This is a genomic window from Cupriavidus sp. NPDC089707, from assembly GCF_044748965.1.
Taxonomy (GTDB): Bacteria; Pseudomonadota; Gammaproteobacteria; order Burkholderiales; family Burkholderiaceae; genus Cupriavidus.
In genome coordinates this window covers 24,022-42,208 of the sequence record NZ_JBIVHB010000032.1, presented here as the reverse complement: position 1 = coordinate 42,208, position 18,187 = coordinate 24,022, and the positions used below count along the sequence as shown (strand labels likewise).

At 61.6% G+C, this 18,187-nt stretch carries 14 protein-coding genes; 4 read left to right on the top strand and 10 right to left on the bottom strand.

Going from position 1 to position 18,187, the window contains the following annotated elements; genetic code table 11:
* Window positions 1-267 precede the first annotated feature (267 nt).
* The 8 genes from ACIP1U_RS30025 to pruA all read right to left on the bottom strand — a co-directional run bounded on the left by ACIP1U_RS30025 (window position 268) and on the right by pruA (window position 12,492).
* Window positions 268-1,941, bottom strand: a complete 1,674-nt coding sequence (locus tag ACIP1U_RS30025) for an electron transfer flavoprotein-ubiquinone oxidoreductase (protein ID WP_400322823.1) — start codon at window positions 1,939-1,941, stop codon at window positions 268-270.
* A gap of 131 nt (window positions 1,942-2,072) precedes the next feature.
* Window positions 2,073-3,218, bottom strand: coding sequence for a porin (locus ACIP1U_RS30020; RefSeq protein WP_400322821.1), 1,146 nt, complete (start codon window positions 3,216-3,218; stop codon window positions 2,073-2,075).
* Window positions 3,219-3,321: 103 nt separating this feature from the next.
* Window positions 3,322-3,714, bottom strand: a complete 393-nt coding sequence (locus tag ACIP1U_RS30015; protein WP_400322819.1) for a cupin domain-containing protein — start codon at window positions 3,712-3,714, stop codon at window positions 3,322-3,324.
* A 41-nt stretch (window positions 3,715-3,755) separates the two neighbouring features.
* Window positions 3,756-7,514, bottom strand: coding sequence for a bifunctional proline dehydrogenase/L-glutamate gamma-semialdehyde dehydrogenase PutA (putA, locus tag ACIP1U_RS30010; RefSeq protein ID WP_400322817.1), 3,759 nt, complete (start codon window positions 7,512-7,514; stop codon window positions 3,756-3,758).
* A gap of 54 nt (window positions 7,515-7,568) precedes the next feature.
* The gene (locus ACIP1U_RS30005) at window positions 7,569-8,408 is read right to left on the bottom strand and encodes an ABC transporter permease (protein WP_400322815.1); all 840 of its coding nucleotides are present in this window, start codon (window positions 8,406-8,408) and stop codon (window positions 7,569-7,571) included.
* A gap of 4 nt (window positions 8,409-8,412) precedes the next feature.
* Entirely contained in the window at window positions 8,413-9,693 is a 1,281-nt protein-coding gene (locus ACIP1U_RS30000; RefSeq protein WP_400322813.1) for an ABC transporter permease, read from the bottom strand.
* A 104-nt stretch (window positions 9,694-9,797) separates the two neighbouring features.
* A complete protein-coding gene (locus ACIP1U_RS29995; RefSeq protein ID WP_400322811.1) occupies window positions 9,798-10,871 on the bottom strand; it encodes an ABC transporter ATP-binding protein in 1,074 nt (357 codons plus the stop codon).
* A gap of 34 nt (window positions 10,872-10,905) precedes the next feature.
* Entirely contained in the window at window positions 10,906-12,492 is a 1,587-nt protein-coding gene (gene pruA, locus ACIP1U_RS29990; protein ID WP_400322809.1) for an L-glutamate gamma-semialdehyde dehydrogenase, read from the bottom strand.
* Window positions 12,493-13,218: 726 nt separating this feature from the next.
* On the opposite strand from pruA, the gene ACIP1U_RS29985 reads away from it, so the two are divergent.
* Window positions 13,219-13,881 carry a TetR family transcriptional regulator C-terminal domain-containing protein gene (locus tag ACIP1U_RS29985; RefSeq protein ID WP_400322807.1) on the top strand — a complete coding sequence of 221 codons (663 nt, stop codon included), beginning with the start codon at window positions 13,219-13,221 and terminating at the stop codon, window positions 13,879-13,881.
* Window positions 13,882-13,916: 35 nt separating this feature from the next.
* Here the strand turns inward: ACIP1U_RS29985 and ACIP1U_RS29980 are convergent, their stop codons facing one another.
* Window positions 13,917-14,927 carry a LysR substrate-binding domain-containing protein gene (locus tag ACIP1U_RS29980; protein ID WP_400322805.1) on the bottom strand — a complete coding sequence of 337 codons (1,011 nt, stop codon included), beginning with the start codon at window positions 14,925-14,927 and terminating at the stop codon, window positions 13,917-13,919.
* Window positions 14,928-15,022: 95 nt separating this feature from the next.
* A complete protein-coding gene (locus ACIP1U_RS29975) occupies window positions 15,023-15,316 on the bottom strand; it encodes a hypothetical protein (RefSeq protein ID WP_400322803.1) in 294 nt (97 codons plus the stop codon).
* Between the two features lie 319 nt (window positions 15,317-15,635).
* Here ACIP1U_RS29975 and ACIP1U_RS29970 point away from each other — a divergent pair, with 319 nt between their 5' ends.
* The 3 genes from ACIP1U_RS29970 to ACIP1U_RS29960 are packed head-to-tail and all read left to right on the top strand — an operon-like array spanning window position 15,636 to window position 18,187.
* Window positions 15,636-16,823: an NAD(P)/FAD-dependent oxidoreductase gene (locus ACIP1U_RS29970; protein WP_400322802.1), complete on the top strand. Its 1,188-nt coding sequence runs from the start codon at window positions 15,636-15,638 to the stop codon at window positions 16,821-16,823.
* An 11-nt stretch (window positions 16,824-16,834) separates the two neighbouring features.
* Window positions 16,835-17,428 carry a HutD family protein gene (locus tag ACIP1U_RS29965; RefSeq protein ID WP_400322801.1) on the top strand — a complete coding sequence of 198 codons (594 nt, stop codon included), beginning with the start codon at window positions 16,835-16,837 and terminating at the stop codon, window positions 17,426-17,428.
* 9 nt (window positions 17,429-17,437) lie between these two features.
* Window positions 17,438-18,187: an electron transfer flavoprotein subunit beta/FixA family protein gene (locus ACIP1U_RS29960; protein WP_400322800.1), complete on the top strand. Its 750-nt coding sequence runs from the start codon at window positions 17,438-17,440 to the stop codon at window positions 18,185-18,187.

Below are 18,187 nucleotides of genomic sequence, written 5' to 3'. Positions count from 1 at the left end.
GAATCGGTTCAACTTAACAACGATGGCTTATGTCGAGAATCGTCGATCGTTATGAACTTTTTCCATGCCAGCGAACGACCACCCAATTTGGGGCGCCCCCATTACGCTGCATTGCAGCAATCGCCTGGGCTATTAGGCACTGCCCCGCCCTGGTGCCTTGCTCGCCATGTAAAAAGCCCGACAGATAACTGTCGGGCCAACCCATTACCCTGCAGCAGACGGCTCGAATGCTTCAGCGTAGTGGGAGGAGAAAACGAAATCGCAGCGCTACATATTGGGATAGTTGGGGCCGCCACCGCCCTCCGGTGTCACCCACACGATATTCTGGGTCGGATCCTTGATATCGCACGTCTTGCAATGTACGCAGTTCTGCGCATTGATGATCAGTGCCGGCTCTCCGCCAGACCTGGCGGCAAATTCGTAGACGCCGGCTGGACAAAACCTGGCCTCCGGGCCTGCGTAACGGGCCAGGTTGATCTGCACCGGTACGCGTGCGTCCTTGAGTGTCAGGTGGGACGGCTGACTATCCCCATGGTTTGTATTCGACAGAAACACCGAGGACAGGCGATCGAAAGTCAGTTTCCCATCCGGCTTCGGGTAAACAATCTCCTTGCAGCTGGAAGCTGGCTTCAGCGTCTCATGGTCAGCGTGCCGGTGGTGTAGCGTCCATGGCACGCACCCACCTAGCAGTTTTTGCTCGACCCCCACCATCAGCGTGCCCAGGTAAAGGCCCTTGCTCATCCACTGCTTGAAGTTTCGCGAGCCGTGCAACTCCTGCTTTAGCCAGGAGCGCTCGAAGGCTTGTGGATACGCTTCGAGCACGTCGCGCTGCCGGCCTTCCCGGATGGCGTCAAAGATGGCCTCGGCTGCCATCTTGCCGCTGGCGATCGCTGCATGGCTGCCTTTGATCCTGGAGGCGTTCAGGAATCCCGCTTCACAGCCAATCAGCGCCCCGCCGGGGAAGACAAGCCTGGGCAACGACATCAGGCCGCCCGCGGCAATGGCCCGCGCTCCATACGACACCCGCTTCCCGCCTTCGAGAAACTGCCGAATCGCCGGATGCGTTTTGTAGCGCTGAAACTCTTCGAAGGGCGACAAGTAGGGATTTGTATAACCGAGGCCAACAACGAACCCGACTACTACCTGGTTATTGTCGAGGTGGTAAAGGAAGGAGCCGCCATAGGTGTCGCTGTCCAACGGCCAGCCCGCCGTATGAATGACCAGGCCAGGTTGGTGCCTGGCCGGGTCGATCTCCCACAACTCCTTGATACCGAGACCGTGCACCTGCGGGTCGACGCCGTCGCGCAGCTGGAAACGGTCCATGAGCTGCCGGCCAAGATGCCCGCGCGCGCCTTCCGCGAAGACGGTGTACCTGGCATGCAGTTCCATACCGAGCTGGAAATTTTCCGTTGGCTCGCCGTTCTTGCCGACGCCAACGTTGCCCGTGGCGACGCCAATGACCTCGCCAGCGTCCCCGTACAGCACCTCGGCCGCCGCGAAACCGGCGAAGACCTCTACTCCCATGTCTTCGGCCCGCTGTCCGAGCCAACGCACCACGTTGCCAAGGCTGATGACATAGTTGCCATGGTTCTTGAAGTTGTCGGGCAAGAGCCAATTCGGCACTTGCCGTGCACCCTTCTCGGACAGGAACAGGAAGCGGTCTTCGGTAACCGGGACGTCCAGCGGAGCGCCAGCCTCACGCCAGTCCGGCAGCAACTCGGAAAGCGCCCGGGGATCCATCACGGCACCGGACAACGTATGGGCGCCCACCTCCGAGCCCTTTTCCAGCACGCAGACGCTAACGTCCTGGCCAGTCTCCCGCGCCATCTGTTTGAGCCGGATTGCCGCGGACAGGCCGGCAGGCCCGCCCCCGACAATGACGACGTCGTACTCCATCGATTCGCGAGGGCCGGATTGTGCGGCGAAGGTCTGAATGCTCATGTGTCGGAATAACAGGATGCTATGTTTCAAACATCCTATTCCAGGCTTCACGGAAGTGTCTCGGCATCAGAATTTCTTATGCTTCGCACAACCTTCGGTTTCCTTTACTGCCCGCTCCCGTGCAATCGGCGTCAGAAGAAATGGCGAATCGCCGCACGAACCAGCAACTGGCTCCGGTTCGAGGAAACATTGGCGGCACCAGGAATATAGGCGGTATCAAGCACGGTACCGGTCGCATCTCCGGCAACGCGTTGGTACACCGCCTGCAGGTAGACATCGGTGCGCTTTGACAAAATATAGTCACCCATCAGGCCGACGGAATGGTAGACCGGATGCTGCTTGCCTGAAGTCGCGTTAAAGCTGGCACGCGTGTACGTGTACATGGCGCCCAGCCAAAAGGAAGGCCCGAACTGGTATTTGCCGTTGATTTCGAAGTTCTGGAACCGGAGGGACGACAACGTACCGGACGGGGGCGTGATCGCACCCACATAACCCGAGCTTTGCGGATCGTTGACCGTCGAGTTGGAATAGACAAAGCCCAGCGCGGCGGGTCCGACGGTATAGGTGGCGCCAGCGCCAAACATCTTCAGTTTGCTGCCCAGAAAGTTCTGGTCGCCACCATTGTTGATCGCGCCATAGGATGTCGCCGAAGGATTGTCGGCCTGAAGGTATGCCGCGGCGAGCAGCAATCCTCCGTTGGTGTATTGCGTGCCGAAGCTGAACTGGCGATTCTTCGCAAAATTCACGTCATCGCTGAAGCTATACGTACCGCCGAACTTCAGCCCCCCCAGCGACGGACTTGTGTACTTCACCGTGTTATTCACACGGAATGAATACACCATGTTGTCATTGTCATATGGATGACCGAACGCATAGCCGCCCCAGCTGCCTCCAACCGATGTCTGCGACAGGAAATCGACGAGCGAGTCGTACTGGCGTCCCCCAGTGATCGATCCCAGGCTGTCGCTCGACAGGCCAACGTATGCCTGCCGGCCAAACAACAGCCCGCCCTGCGCAGAGCGCCCGTTGTCTACGTTGTTACCGCCTTCGAGCTGGAAGAGCGCCTTGACGCCGCCACCGAGGTCTTCAGTTCCCTTCAGACCCCAGCGGCTACCATGCGGAAAGCCGCTCGCCAGCTCGAACACACTGTCGCCACCCACGTTGTTGGTGTAGTTAAGGCCCTCGTCGAGAACCCCGTACAAGGTCACGGAGCTTTGCGCAAAGGCGGGTACGGCTAACGCGGACAACAGGGACACAGCATACAACTGCTTCTTCATATCGACCTCCCAGGCCATTATCAAGTTTTCGTGTGTTGAGGAAACTTGTTTTTACTTTTAATGCTTTGCTGTTTTACGCGGCTTCCCGAGGCGAAGTGCCGTCTCATCGTCCCACTTCTGACTCACTGGTCGTGACGACCAGGACAATGCAGCCGTCCTTTGAGAAGGAGCGATGACGTGACCCGGCCTGGTAGATCACCGTCTCTCCGGGGCCAAAATCCGTCCCGTCGCTGTCAGTGAAAATGCCTTGCCATACCACCAGCAATTCGGTCGTCATGTGGACATGCTCCGGCGACGTTGCGCCGGGGTCGATGCGCATCCAATAGCTTGACCAGGCACCACTTTCGTCGGCGCCCAGCGATATGCGGCTGAACCCCGGCAATACCGCCTCGCCGATCCTCATTGGCGACCAATCGCCCTCAGCCATGGCGTAGCAAAGTCGCTCCGGGGTATGACGCTGCCCACGCAGCTGCGCCTTTGCGCCCACTTGTTCCATGTTGAAACCCTGAAGTATTGAAGGGAAGAGTCCGGCTACGGCTAGAGGCCGTCCTCACTCAGGACCATCAGTTGCGTATTGCCACCCGCCGCGCTTGCGTTGACCGTCGTGACACGCTCGCGCACCAGCCCCGTCCAGTCGTATGTGCCCTGCTCATCGGCGAGCACCACCGATACCATCCTCTTGATGGCGGCTGCCCGGATCTGCCGCAAGTCTCCGTGCCCCGATGTCACCAGCACCGCAGACGGACGGACGCCTGAAACGGCGCCACCGATGACACTAACGGCATCATGCGCATCGACGACCTGGCAAGTCCCCTGAAGCCGTGCGGCGACCTCACTGCCTGCAGCGGATTTCAGCAGGATCACTTCATTGCCAAATGCCGTTGCCGCCATGGCCTGGGCGATTAGCGTTTGCAGTGAGTCGCCAATGCACAGGACCTGCCCGCGCGGAAGGTACTCATACGTATTTTCCTCGCCCGTCAATGCCGGCAAGGTGACCGGTGCCAGTGCCGCAATCGTCCCCGTAACACGCGCGGCTTGACTCGAGACTTCCGCCATGGCCCCGCGCTGCTCTGCGGCCAGCGCGCGCAGCGCTTCCACTCTTGCTCGCGCAGACATCTTCTCTTTCTGCATGAATTCGCGTCGGACCACCAGGCGGCCGCCTTTGCCGTGGACCGGGAATTCATGGAACTTGTCGCTCGACAGCGTCGCCGATGGTGCAAACGGCCCCGTGGCCGCCACCACCGGCTTCTCTTCCTTGCGTTGCAACGCGTACAGCGTCAGCGGCCCCGCTGCCATGGGACCGATTCCCGCGGCACCACTGCCGCCATGCGGCTGCATGCCGACAAACGGCTTGTGCATGGCGCGATTCACGCAAACGCTATGCGCCTGAGTTCTCGACAGAAGCGCGCCAGCAGCCTCATTGATCCGCGTATGCAGTCCCACAACACCGCATCCGACGGCATTCAGCCGGTCGATCATGCTGTCCAGCGCTCCGGTACGCCAGCGAACGACATGAAGCACGGGCCCAAGTACCGAAGGGGTGATTTCCTTCAGCGCGTCGGCCTCTCCAAGGTCAATGATCGTGGGGGCAACGAAGTTGCCCTTGTCGCAACCCTTTCCGAGGCGACCGCGAACGACCTTGAATCCGCGTCGGGTCATGTCCGCCACATAAGATTCCGCGGCATCGCGTTGTTCCCGGGTCGCCACGGGTCCGATATCGGCAGACGAGGAGAAGGGATCGCCGGTCTCCCGCTCACTCAGCATGCCGGAGAGCATGCGCAGCACCGTGTCGGCCGTGGAATCCTGCAGGCACAGGACGCGCAACGACGTCGCCAGCTGGCCCGCGTTCCGGAATGCGGAAACCATCGCGTCGGAAATGACCTGCTCCGGCAGCGCGGTGCTGTCTACGATCATGGCATTCACGGTCGCGACACGGGCCAGGAACCTCGGCTGATGACCGGCTTCTGCCACTTGTGCGGCGATCAGGCTCGCGTTGACGTTGTCCCCCTCGTACAGCACCGCGGCGACCCGCCGATCTGCCAGCAACGCCTTCAAGACCGCCGGTTCCGCGCCAAGCAAGAGCTGCAGGGCGCCTTCAGGCATGCCGCAGCGCGCGAAAAGGTTGGTGGCCTCGTAGGCGACAAGCGATCCTGCCAGCGAAGGCCGGGCAATCACGACGTTGCCTGCAGCCACGCTCGCGGCAACGTGGTCGATAAAGCTCGACAACGGACTGCCGCACTGCGTCAGGCTCGCGACGATACCCAATGCCTGCCCGCTGCCGGCCCCCTGCTCTGCCTTGAGCTGATACGCGTAGAGGCGGCAAAGATTCACCGCGTTGCGCACCTCCTCCGCCGCTTCCTGCAGCGTGGCGCCACAGGCGTAGACCAGCAGTGCGCCCAGGCGGCAGGCATTCCTTTCGAGTTCGCCGGCAAACTGCTCAAGGCAGGACGCCCGGGTATGCGCATCGCTTTGGGCCCAGGCCGGCGCGGCCAGCGCGGCGGCATCCAGCGCCGCGTTGACCGTCGTGCCGTGACAAGCCGCGACCGTGCCTACCACTTCCGAGTTGTCGCTGGCGCAATATACCAATGCCGTGGCTTCGGATTGGACTTCGTGCCCGCCTGATACCACCGAGTGTGCTACCACCCGAACGGTGCGCAGGGCCTCCACCGCCGCATCGAAATCCTTCGACCTGGCAAAGTTCAGGCTACCGGCGTTGACACGCCCCGGCAGCACGCCGGTGGGCATGACAATCCCTGCATGAGGTTTCCCGCCGGTTCGCATGGCGCGCGCAACGGGATCCTCGACGATATCCGCGATGCTGACTTCGGGATCGACAATCTGGTTGACGAAGGACGAATTCGCGCCATTTTCCAGCAGGCGCCGGACCAGGTAGGCAAGCAGCGTGGCATGCGGGCCGACCGGCGCATAAATGCGGCACGGGCGCCCGAGCTTCGACTTGCCGACCACCTGGTCGTACACGGTCTCGCCCATGCCATGCAGGCATTGGAATTCATATTCCTGGTTGCCGGCCAGCGTATGCACCGCAGCGATCGAGAAGGCATTGTGCGTCGCAAATTGCGGGAAGATGGCATCCGGCGCCGCCAGCAGGATCTTCGCGCACGCCAGGTAACTGACGTCGGAGTGGACCTTGCGCGTGAATACCGGGTAACCGGCGCTGCCGGCGTCCTGGGACAGCTTGATCTCGGTATCCCAGTATGCGCCCTTGACCAGCCGGATATTGATGCGACGCCCGGTGGCCCGCGCCAGCGCGACAATCCATTGCGCGACGGCATGGCCGCGCTTCTGGTACGCCTGCAACGAGATGCCGATACCGTTCCAGCCGCGCAGGCTCGGCTCACGGCACAGGCGCTCCAGCATTTCCAGCGTCAGGTCAAACCGGGCGGACTCTTCCTGGTCAAGATGGAATCCGATCTGATACCGCTTGGCCAGCTCAGCCAGGCGCAACAGGCGCGGATACATCTCGCTGATGACCCGGTCGCGCTGAGCCAGTTCATAGCGCGGATGCAGGCCGGAAATCTTTACCGAGACGCCCGGCCCGTCAATCGGCCCCCTGCCCTTGGCGTCTTGGCCAATGGCTTCGATGGCATGCATATAGGAATTGAAGTACGCATTCGCGTCCTCATCCGTCAATGCTGCCTCGCCGAGCATGTCGTAGGAGTAACGGTATCCATTGGACTCGCGGCCCTTCGCGGCACCGATGGCTTCTTCGATGGCCTGTCCGGTGACGAACTGCTTGCCGAGCATGCGCATGGCATAGGCGACCCCGGCGCGCACAACCGCCTCTCCGCCCTTGCGCAGCACGCTGGTCAGCGCCTCGGTCAGGGCGGATTCATCCGGCTGCTTCAGCAGCTTTCCGGTTACCAGCAGCCCCCACGCCGTGGCATTGACGAAAAGCGACGGCGACTTGCCGATGTGCGCGCGCCAGTCGCCATCGACGATCTTGTCGCGAATCAGCTGGTTGCGCGTCGCGGTGTCGGGAATGCGCAGCATGGCCTCGGCGAGACACATCAGCGCAATCCCCTCGCGGCTGTCGAGAGAAAACTCCTGCGTCAGCAGGTCGACTCCACCGGCGTTGATGCGTGCGTCCCGGACGCCTTGGGCGAGCCTGATGGCCAGCTCCTGCGTCCTGGCCAGTGTCGGGCCGTCCATCCTGGCTTCACGCATCAGCGCCTGCACGACGACTTCTTCGCTCAACCCTGACGCCTCGTCAATGCGTTGACGCAGTACGCCCAGATCCGCGGTTGCGGTTTGCATTTGTTTGAGTTCCGACAACATATGAGTAATCCGGAAAAACGTTCGACTGAATTCGATGTCCGAGGCGGACGGCTATTAATGGGCGAAGGCGGCGCTGCCGCGCAGGCGCTCGGTTCTGCGTCGCAATGCTTCGAGCGTGAGCAGGAGGAGTGTCGAGACGACCACCATCACCGTCGCAACCGCGAGGATGGTCGGGCTCAGCTGCTCGCGGATCCCCGACCACATCTGCCTCGGCACCGTGCGCTCGTCCGTACCCGTCAGGAACAGCGCCACGACAATCTCGTCGAACGATGTGGCAAAGGCAAACAACGCACCGGATACGACGCCGGGGGCAATAATGGGCAGCTTGATTTCCATGAACACGCGCATCGGCGACGCACCGAGGCTGCGGCCCGCACGAGTCAGCGTTTCATTGAAGCCGGCCAGCGTGGCTGTCACGGTCACGACGACGAACGGCACACCGAGCGCTGCGTGGGCGAGAGTCAGCCCCACCAGGCTGTTCGATAGTCCCCGTGGGCTAAAGGCAAAGTAAACCCCGACCGCGGTGATGATCAGGGGAACAATCATCGGAGACACCAGGATGCCGGTAATGATCGACTTGCCCTTGAGCCTGGGGTGCATCAGCCCGAGCGAAGCACCGATGCCAAGGATCGTCGCCAGCAGCGTTGAGGCAACGCCGACCATCATCGTATTGCGCAATGCCAGCATCCATTCCTCGCTGCCGAAGAAGTCGCGATACCAACGCAGGCTGAATTCGTGAATCGGATAGGTGAAGTAAGGCTGCGAATTGAACGACAGCGGCATCACAACCAGCACCGGCAGGCAAAGGAAGACCAGGATCAGCAGGGAAATGCCGACATGGGCATAGCGTCCGACACGGCCCCACAGGGTCACATAGGCAGGAAAATTGAACATGGTCTTACCCCAGCTTCACACCGGCACCGCCGGTCAATCGCACGAACATGGCATAGACGAGGACCACGCCGACCAGGAGAATCGAGGCAAGCGCACTGGCCAGGCCCCAGTTGAGCGTTGTGTTGACGTGGTTGGCGATGTAGTAGCTGGCAAGCTGGTCGTCCGGCCCCCCGACAATCGCCGGCGTAATGTAGTAGCCGACCGCTAGGATGAAAGTCAGCATTCCTGCCGCGCCGACACCCGGCAAGGTTTGCGGGAAGTAGGCCTGGAAAAAGGACTGGATCGGGCCTGCTCCCAGCGATCGCGCCGCCTTCATGTAGATGTTGGGGATACCCTTCATGACGCTGTAGAGCGACAAGATGGCGTACGGCAGAAGGATGTGGGTCATCGACACCAGTACGCTGAAGCGCCGGTAAATTAGTGCCAGGCCCGTGTCCGTAATACCGAGGCCGATCAGAATGTCATTCAGCACGCCATTGGTCTGCAGTACGACCACCCACGCCGAGGTGCGCACCAGGATGGAAGTCCAGAACGGCAGCAGCACCATGATCATCAGGATGTTGCTGTACCGGGCCGGGATGTTCGCGAGGAGATAGGCAACCGGGTAACCCAGCAGCAGGCACAGCAGGCTGACAAGCACGCTGACCCATGCAGTGCGGATAAACACGTCGATGTAGAGTCGTTCGCTCGGCTCCTGCATCACGATCGAGCCATCGGCATCCCGCTTGAAATCGAGCGCTTTGATGTAGTTGGCGAGGGTCCAGGGCGAGGACGCGTACTTGATCGTCGACCATGTGCCGATTTCCGCCCAGCGCCCGTCGATCGCGGACAGGCGCTGCTGCCATGGCTGCCCATCCTCTCCGGGCAGCCGGCGCGCCGTCTTCATGATCAGGCTGCGCATTCCCGCCTCATCGAAGTTCAGCCGGGAGGCAATGCGCGTGGCGCCACCGGCTTCCTTGCTGGCCATCAGCTCTTCGCCAAAAGCCGCATAGACCTTTTCTTCCGGCAGCTTTCCCGCTTTCGGGTCCCATTCGCGCAGCATTGCGGCCGCGCGAGGCAACTCCTGGGAAATGGTCGGGTCCTGGAAGCTCTTCATCAGCAAGCTGCCAATGGGGAGCAGGAAGGTGACAAGCAGAAAGGCAAGCAGCGGCAGGATCAGCAGCAGCGCCTTCATCTGGCCTGCCCGCTCCGCGTTCCGCAGCCGTGCCTTGAGGCTCTTCGAATCGGCAGCGGCAACCTGCAGGACTTTGCTTGTCGGCGCCGAAATATCAGTAGGAATCATCATCTTGTCCGGCGGTCGCTACCGCGCCTCCTCGTTGAGTCAATGGATCGGCAGGCTGCCTTGCTTGCGCCACAGCCCCACGGCAAACGTCTGGTTGACGTCGCCGGCTACAGTGCACGGCATGCTTCAGCCATCCAGCCGATCTCCACGGCATCCCCGACCCGCAGCCTGCGGGCGGGTCCATCGTTCGGCAGCTTCACGACGAAATCAGGCCGGCCGCAGACATCCATGACAATGCGCAGGTGGTCGCCGTAGTAAATGAGGTCCTTCACGCCGCCCTTGAAGACGTTGTCACAGGCGCGGGCCGCCTCGCCAACGGCAATACGCTCCGGCCGCAACGAAATGCTCGTGCTTGAGGACTGGCGGACAGCCTTGCTCGCGCTTGCGCGGATCGTGTGGCCACCGTCCAGGTTCACGATGCAGCGGTCCCGCTCCAGCGTGGAGATCACGCCCTTGAGCTCATTGCTTTCACCAATGAACCTGGCGACGAATGCGTTCTCCGGCTGTTCGTACAGTTCGGACGGCGGCGCCAGCTGCTGGATGACGCCGTTGTTGAAGACGGCGACGCGGTCTGACATGGTCATCGCCTCGCCCTGGTCGTGCGTCACATAGACGACCGTCAGGCCGCTCTGTTCGTGGATCTGCTTGATCTCGTACTGCATCTGCTCACGCAGTTGCTTGTCGAGCGCACCCAGGGGCTCGTCCATCAGCACCAGTGCCGGCTCGAACACCAGCGCCCGCGCGACTGCGATGCGCTGCTGCTGGCCGCCCGACATCTGCGCGGGCATGCGGTCGGCAAACTTGTCCATGTTCACCATGCGCAATGCGCGCGACACCCTGGCCTCGATCTCGCTCTTCGGCATCTTGCGCACTTTCAGCGGGAACGCCAGGTTCTCGGCAACGGACTTGTGCGGGAACAGCGCGTAGCTCTGGAACACCATGCCGATATTCCGGCGCTCCGGCGGAATACGGTTGATCGGCTTCCCTTCAAGAAGAATCTCGCCATGCGTGGCCGTTTCAAAGCCGGCCAGCATCATCAGGCATGTCGTCTTGCCAGAGCCAGACGGTCCGAGCATCGTGAGAAATTCGCCCTTTTCAATCTCAAGGTTGAGATTCTTCACAACCAACGTTTCACCGTCGTAGGTCTTCTGGACGTTTTTGAATGAGACAATCGTCGACATCGTGTTCTCCTTTGGGGGAAGCCGGACCTGGCAATCAGGCGCCAAAGCGCCAGTCGCGCGGGGGCAGGTACGTTTCCTTGACGACGCGCGGCGACGCCCAGCGCAGCAGGTTCAGATACGAGCCGGCCTTGTCATTGGTGCCGCTGGCACGCCCGCCGCCGAAAGGTTGCTGGCCGATCATGGCGCCAGTGGGCTTGTCGTTCAGGTACAGGTTGCCGGCCGCATTGATCAGCACCGACTCAGCCTGGTGCAATGCGAAGCGGTCATAGCTGAAGATCGCCCCCGTCAGCGCGTAGGGGCTGGTCGCGTCGATCAGCGCGAGGGTCTCGTCCCACGCGTTGTCGTCGTAGACATAGACCGACAGCACCGGGCCGAACAACTCTTGCGTCATCAGGTCATGCTTCGGGTTCGACACCTCCAGCACTGTCGGCTCGACAAAGTAACCGGGCTCCGACCATGTCTTGCCGCCGAAGACCACGTTCACGGCACTGTCGTCCCTGGCGGCCGCCAGCACGCGGCTTAGCTTTTCATACGACGCCTGGGAGATCACGGCGCCCATGAAGGTATTGAAGTCGGCGACATCGCCCACCTTGAGCTCGGCAAGCCGGGCGCGCAGTTCCTGCGAAACGGCCGGCCACAGGCTGCGCGGAATATAGGCGCGCGAAGCGGCGCTGCACTTTTGCCCCTGGTACTCGAAGGCGCCGCGGATCAGCGCGATCGCGACTTCCGACGCGTTGGCGGATGCGTGCGCCAGGACGAAATCCTTGCCGCCGGTCTCGCCGACCAGGCGCGGAATCGTACGGTATCCGTCGACCTTGGACGCAACGCCCTTCCACAGCGACTGGAACACCGACGACGAACCGGTGAAATGGATGCCGGCGAGGTCCGCCGAGCCGAGTGCCACGCGGGTGGTCATCTCGGCTTCGCCCGGGACGAAGTTGATCACGCCCGGCGGCAGGCCGGCCTCCTCGAGCGCTTCGTAGAAGATGTAGTTGGCCAGCGCCGATTTCTCGGACGGCTTCCAGAGCACCGTATTACCCATGATTGCCGGCGCTGTGGTCAGGTTGCCGCCAATTGCCGTGAAGTTGAACGGCGAGACGGCATAGACGAAGCCCTCCAGGGGGCGCCAGTCAGCGCGGTTGACGGCCGTCGGCACTGACAGGGGCTGCTCGGCATAGACGCGCTGCGCATTGAAGGCGTTGAAGCGCAGGAAGTCGATCAGTTCACAAGCGCTGTCGGGTTCGGCCTGGTCGATCGTCTTGCTTTGGCCCAGCATGGTTGCCGCATTGATCTTGACGCGCAGTCGGGTCGCGATGATCTCCGCGGCACGGTGCAGGATCGTGGCGCGGCTTGCTTGCGTCAGGGCCGCCCAGTCGCGCGCCACGGTCTTCGAGTTTGCGATGGCTTCCTGTACCTGGCTCTCCGTGGGCCGGTGGATGCGGGCGAGCAGCCGTTGGTGATCATGCGGGGCGCGGACGTCGACCGTGTCATTCGAGAAGTACTTCTTGCCGCCAATGACGGTCGGAATATCGACGACTTCGCGCTGCTCGAGGGCTTTGCTCAGTGCATGTGCTGCTTCCGTTCCCGGACGAAAACTCACTTCCGGTTCATTTGTCGGCATCGGAAATTGGGGACCTGAAATCACGCTCACTCCTTAACAAAACGTTTAAAACAAAACCGGGTAGTCGGGTGGGATGGAGAGGGCTTCTGTGTTTCTCTTTCGCCCTGCCGACTTCGCTTTCGAGATTAGTGGGAACAAAAAGAACTCCTTATTGCTTCATCCCCACTTATGCAATGAATCCAATGCAGTGATGGGTAATCGGGAGCCCCTTCAACGTGGTCGCTTTTCGACAACCCGGCGTGATCTGTGCATTGCTTGCCGGAACGACCCATGACTCACGGCGCACATCTCCCTTGCCCGATGGCGGCAGATTTCGCTGATCGCTCGTTCACCCGAATTGGCCAATTTCGCCGGGACAGAGCGGAGACAGAGGCGCTGCCGACGTCATTGGCGCATGCATCCGGAGATTCCGGCGGGGTCAAAACTGAACAGACGTTCAACACAGTGCGACGGAACGAACTATACAACCAAAGGCGCGAGAGTCAAATATCTGGTATTCCCTTAGTTGCCTCGCATAAAATAAGGGAAAACCCGAGGATTGGAATGCAAAAAGTTGGCGCGTATGGCACCAAATCAGTGAACGTCTGTTCAAGAAGACAACCTCTGATCCGGCGAGAGATGACGCCCGAACGCCCTGAACGCGTGTTCAGAGCGCAGAAAATGGAGGTACCATTAGGCCCAACGCCCCGCCCGCCCTAAGAGACGGCTCAGTCAAGTACCGTTGGAATGAATAAAGACACCATGGAAACCCCCGGCGCTCGCAATGCCAGGGAAGATGCCGCCCTGTTCGAGGGCATGCCGCTCAAGCTTGTGGAAGCCACGCTGGAGGTGGTCGGCCAGGTAGGCCTGGAGAACCTCACCATTCGCAAGGTCAGTGAATTTGCCGGCGTCTCGGTCGGGCTGGTGCATCACCACTTCGATAACAAGAGCGACCTGGTCTACAGGACGTTCGTGTACCTGATCAAGCGCGTACGGGAACAACTGACGGCCGGCAGGCGGGACATCGCGGATCCCATCGATCGCATGAAGTTCACGGCGGATATGTGTTTCAGCGATGAAGTGCTAAGCCCCGGTGTGGCCAACGTCTGGCCACACATGTGGAGTTCATCCGCACACGACCGTCAGGTTCAGCGGCTGTGTGTGGCCTTCTCGCGCCGCTTGCGCTCGAACTTCACGCATGATCTGCGAGAAGCCGGCTGCAGCCGGGCCCTGGCCAATGTCTACGCAATCCAGGCCATGGGCCTGGTGCACGGGCTCTGGATCGAACACCGTGTTGCCGCAACCATCTCCATTGAAGAGGTGCGCGGCGTTTTCCATGGCGTCATCGACGATGCCACGGGAGATGTCTGGAAACGGAATCTGCGCGTGGCGCCGCGGACCAAAGGTTGATCGCGCCGGCAGCCGCCGGGCAGGCGCTGCGGGCCCTACTCCTCGCCTTGCAGGCAAACGTCTTCCGGCTTCAGCGCCATCGCCCTGGCGATATCGTGCGAAACCTGTCGCTCGAAGACGCGCCGGAGCATGTCATAGAGGTCCGCAGGCAAATGGCCAAGCTCATTCTCGCGAAACGAGAGGAAAAACGAACGGCTCAAGCCGCCGTACGGGCGTCCATGGCGTGAGAACGCCGACAGCGGCACGACCTTGATTTCAGGCACATAGTGGCGCGACTGCCATACGCACAGTGGCGTGGTAATGGCAAATCCAAGCCCGGCAGCCACCAGGCTAAGCATTGGGTCAGTCGCGTCGAACTCGCACGAGCGCTCGATATTCTCTGCATGCGCCGCGAGATACGAGTCTACGTGCTGGCCGATGACGGAACGCGCGCTATACCGGATCAGCTGGAGGTGTTTGCTCAGGTCCGCCAGCGTCGTAAAGCGATCGATGTCGAAATCCTTCGGCAGGACGACGAAGTAGGGCTCGGTGAACAACTTGCGTTTCCGCACCCCCGGCGATTGCGCCATATCGCTTGTCGTCACGGCGATATCAAGCTGGCGTGCCTCCAGCTGGGCATCGAGTGCCGGGGTAATACCGGACCAGAGCCGAATCTGGTGTGAGGTGCCCGACAACGCCTTGATGATGATCGGACCGATCGTTGCCGCAAACGAATCAACGCAACCGAGCCGGACGACGACGCGCTTGGCGCGGGTAACGTTCCGTACGCTCTCCACCATCTGGTCGGCGCCCTGCAGCAGGACGGTCGCCTGGTCGAACAGCCGCTGGCCCGCAGCCGTCGGGCGAGCGGGCCGCGTTGCGCGGTCGAGAAGCATCGTATCGAGCAGCGTCTCCAGGGCCTTGATGCGCTGCGAAACGCCAGCCTGGGAGATATTCAGCCGGTCGGCGGCGTCGGATATCGAACCCGCTTCGACAACAGCCACCCAGCTGGCGAGGAGGTCCCAGTCCGGGTACCGTTCGGTTGCTCTCTCTCTCATTATCGGCATTCAAGTGAGCGGTGACTCTAACATGGAATGGCGGCGCCCTGACATTGCGCTGCACCCGGGCCGATGATCCCCATTGCCGTCAGGGCTTGCTGCTGTCACTCCAGCAGGCCGGGCTCCCTCGCCCGCTTCGGCCGGATCAATTCATCGTCGGGGCGGCTGCCAGCAAAGTAGAACTGCGCGGGCCACCATAGCAAGGAGTAGCGCCTCGTCCCGTCCTTGCACCGAAGCCAGCAGCGGCCATTTCTGTCCCTGGCCACCGCAAGCAGCGTGACAACGAACTCGGGATTATCGAAGCTTCGCACCTCGACATGCCCCTTGCCTTCCAGGTCCTCTGTCCAGAATCGCTCAACCTCCACGGCAAGGGAGTCATAGTCGGTTTCATTCGGCATGGTCGCACTCCGTTCCTTCACCTCAGTGCGCGCCAGACCCAACCCATTACACGGACGCGCCTTTTATTCATTCTAGGAGCCGTCGCCACGATACGTGATATGGCCTGCGATCCGCGAAAGGAGCGTCCGGTTCGCGGCGATTATCAGCCAACCCTCGGCCAGGAATGTCGCTGGAACGGCGATGGCCCCTAAAACATGCCGCAAAAGGCACCCAGGTTTGCTTCCGATTCTGCTAAGAATCGCTTGCGCTTATATAAGCCGGCCCACCGCTGCTCCTGCACCAGACTTCCGACACAACCTCTCAATGGAAGGTGCATCTGTGAACTCATACGACGTAGTGGTGATTGGCGCCGGTGTCATCGGCAGCTCGGTAGCATTTCATCTCGCCAGGTTCGGCGCAAAGAACGTCCTGGTGCTCGACCGGGGCAGCATCGGTGCCGGGACGACCTCCCAATCCTCGGGCATTCTCCGTACCCACTATTCGGTCAAGGAGAACGTCGAGCTGGCTCGCCATTCCTGGGCAGTGTTCGAGGACTTCGCCACGTATCTCGGCGATGACGAGGCTTCGTGCGGGCTGGTCAAGTGCGGCTACATGATCGTCTCCCCGGAAGGCGACAAGCTTGAGCCGCTGCGCGCTTCGCTCAGGCAGCAGCAGGAACAAGGTATTCCCCTGGAGTTTCTGGACCGCAAGCAGGCGAAAGAACTGTTGCCCATCGCGCAGTTCGAAGACGCGGCCCTGATCGGCTATGAGCCCGAAGCGGGATTTGCGGACGCCTATCTGGTCGCCACCAGCTTTGCCCGTGCCGCGCGCCGCGGCGGCGTGACCGTTCGCGAGAATGCCGAGGTCCATCGCGTCCTGATCGAGAATGGCAAGGTTGTCGGCGTCTCGACTTCGATCGGCGACTTCTCCACCCCGATGGTGATCAGCACCCAGAACATCTGGACGCCGGAACTGGCCGGCTGGACCGGCCGTTCGCTGCCCGTGGTGCCGGAACGCCATGCCGTGCTGGCCCTGGAATGCAACGAAGCGAAGTACAGCTACTCGATGCCGGTCTTCAAGGATCTGGGCTCGCCCGGCATGCTCTACTGCCGCAGCTATGGCGGCAGCCAGATGCTGGTGAGCGAAGGCATCGTAGGCGAGAAGCTGCAATCCGCGGAGGTGGAGCAAGGCGACATCCCGATGGATTACATCGTCGAAGTCGGCGCGCAGGTGGCCGAGCGCTTCCCGAACTACGAGACGGCCGGCATCGCGTCTTCGTGGACCGGGGTCTACGACGTGACGCCGGACTGGAATCCCGTCCTTGGCAAGCTGCCGGGAATCGAAGGCCTGGTTGTCGGCTATGGCTTCTCGGGCCATGGATTCAAGCTGTCGCCGACGGTCGGTCGCGTGCTCGCGCAGGAGGCGCTTGGCCTGCCGACGGACGTTTCGCTGAAGCCGTACTCCATCGAGCGCTTCGAAACCGGCGATCTCCTGACCGGGAAGTACGGCCTCGGCGCGGTTTCGTGATCGCTGCGGACATGAGCCAGCTCGAAGCGAAATGGCTGAGCCTCGTGCCCGCACAGCCCTGGCAGAACGGCGGCGGGGTCACGCGATTGCTGGCCGAGCGCGATGGCGAGTGGCGCATCAGCCTGGCCAATGTGGATGCGAACGGGCCGTACTCGCGCTTCGAAGGCATGACACGGTTATCGCTCATCGTTGAAGGAAAAGGCGTGGTGCTGCGAGCTGCGGAGCGGGTGGTCCCGCTCCAGTACCTGGTGCCGACGATCTATGACGGTTCCATCGACTGGACGGCATCGCTGATCGACGCTCCGGTGGTGGCACTGAACATCATGGCACGGACGGACAAATACCTGCCGAGCGCCCACCTTGTCGACTCGGAATTCATCCTGCCGGCCGGCTCGGCCGCGGTGATTCTCGCCGGCCACTCCCGATGCGTCGTGCGCGGGGATCGCGCCGGCACCGCCATCACCATTCCACCGAGGCAGTTTCTCGCGCTCCCTTCGGTTGCGGAAACGGTGCGGGTGATCCGCGATGACCGCAACCCCATCGGCAACCACCCACCAGTTGTGGCGTTGATCGAGCCAATTCAACGCACCACGAAGCACATTTAGGAACACGCAATGAAAGTTATCGCAGCAGTCAAACGAGTCGTGGACTACAACGTCAAGGTCCGCGTCAAGTCGGACCAGACCGGTGTCGACATCGGCAATGTCAAGATGTCCATCAACCCGTTCGATGAAATCGCCGTCGAAGCGGCCACCCGCATGAAGGAGGCCGGCGTTGCTTCCGAAGTGATCGCCGTGTCGTGCGGCACCACGCAAAGCCAGGAAACGCTGCGCACCGCGCTGGCGATCGGTGCCGATCGCGGCGTCCTGGTCGAAACGGACGCAGAACTGCAGTCCCTCGCCGTCGCCAAGCTGCTCAAGGCCGTCGTCGACAAGGAGCAGCCCGCCCTGGTCATCCTGGGCAAGCAAGCCATCGACGACGACGCGGGCCAGACGGGCCAGCTGCTGGCCGCGCTGCTCGATTGGCCCCAGGCCACCTTCGCCAGCCAGATCGAAGTGAACGACGGCTGGGCGACGGTGACGCGGGAAGTCGACGGGGGCCAGGAAGTCATTTCGCTGAAGCTTCCGGCGATCGTCACGACGGACCTGCGCCTCAATGAGCCGCGCTACGTGACGCTGCCGAACATCATGAAGGCGAAGAAGAAGCCGCTGGACATCGTGACCGCCGCAGCGCTGAACGTCGATCCAGGCCCGCGCCTGAAAACGCTCCGCGTCGAAGAGCCTGCCGCCCGCAAGCCGGGCGTCGTCGTGCCAGACGTCGCCACTCTCATCGCCAAACTGAAAAACGAAGCAAAGGTGATCTAA

What these genes read in the sequence shown, in the direction of transcription:
- ACIP1U_RS30025 (WP_400322823.1), bottom strand. Translation starts at nt 1,941, where the DNA reads ATGAGCATTCAGACCTTCGCCGCACAATCCGGCCCTCGCGAATCGATG.
- ACIP1U_RS30020 (WP_400322821.1), bottom strand. Translation starts at nt 3,218, where the DNA reads ATGAAGAAGCAGTTGTATGCTGTGTCCCTGTTGTCCGCGTTAGCCGTA.
- ACIP1U_RS30015 (WP_400322819.1), bottom strand. Translation starts at nt 3,714, where the DNA reads ATGGAACAAGTGGGCGCAAAGGCGCAGCTGCGTGGGCAGCGTCATACC.
- putA (WP_400322817.1), bottom strand. Translation starts at nt 7,514, where the DNA reads ATGTTGTCGGAACTCAAACAAATGCAAACCGCAACCGCGGATCTGGGC.
- ACIP1U_RS30005 (WP_400322815.1), bottom strand. Translation starts at nt 8,408, where the DNA reads ATGTTCAATTTTCCTGCCTATGTGACCCTGTGGGGCCGTGTCGGACGC.
- ACIP1U_RS30000 (WP_400322813.1), bottom strand. Translation starts at nt 9,693, where the DNA reads ATGATGATTCCTACTGATATTTCGGCGCCGACAAGCAAAGTCCTGCAG.
- ACIP1U_RS29995 (WP_400322811.1), bottom strand. Translation starts at nt 10,871, where the DNA reads ATGTCGACGATTGTCTCATTCAAAAACGTCCAGAAGACCTACGACGGT.
- pruA (WP_400322809.1), bottom strand. Translation starts at nt 12,492, where the DNA reads ATGCCGACAAATGAACCGGAAGTGAGTTTTCGTCCGGGAACGGAAGCA.
- ACIP1U_RS29985 (WP_400322807.1), top strand. Translation starts at nt 13,219, where the DNA reads ATGAATAAAGACACCATGGAAACCCCCGGCGCTCGCAATGCCAGGGAA.
- ACIP1U_RS29980 (WP_400322805.1), bottom strand. Translation starts at nt 14,927, where the DNA reads ATGCCGATAATGAGAGAGAGAGCAACCGAACGGTACCCGGACTGGGAC.
- ACIP1U_RS29975 (WP_400322803.1), bottom strand. Translation starts at nt 15,316, where the DNA reads ATGCCGAATGAAACCGACTATGACTCCCTTGCCGTGGAGGTTGAGCGA.
- ACIP1U_RS29965 (WP_400322801.1), top strand. Translation starts at nt 16,835, where the DNA reads ATGAGCCAGCTCGAAGCGAAATGGCTGAGCCTCGTGCCCGCACAGCCC.
- ACIP1U_RS29960 (WP_400322800.1), top strand. Translation starts at nt 17,438, where the DNA reads ATGAAAGTTATCGCAGCAGTCAAACGAGTCGTGGACTACAACGTCAAG.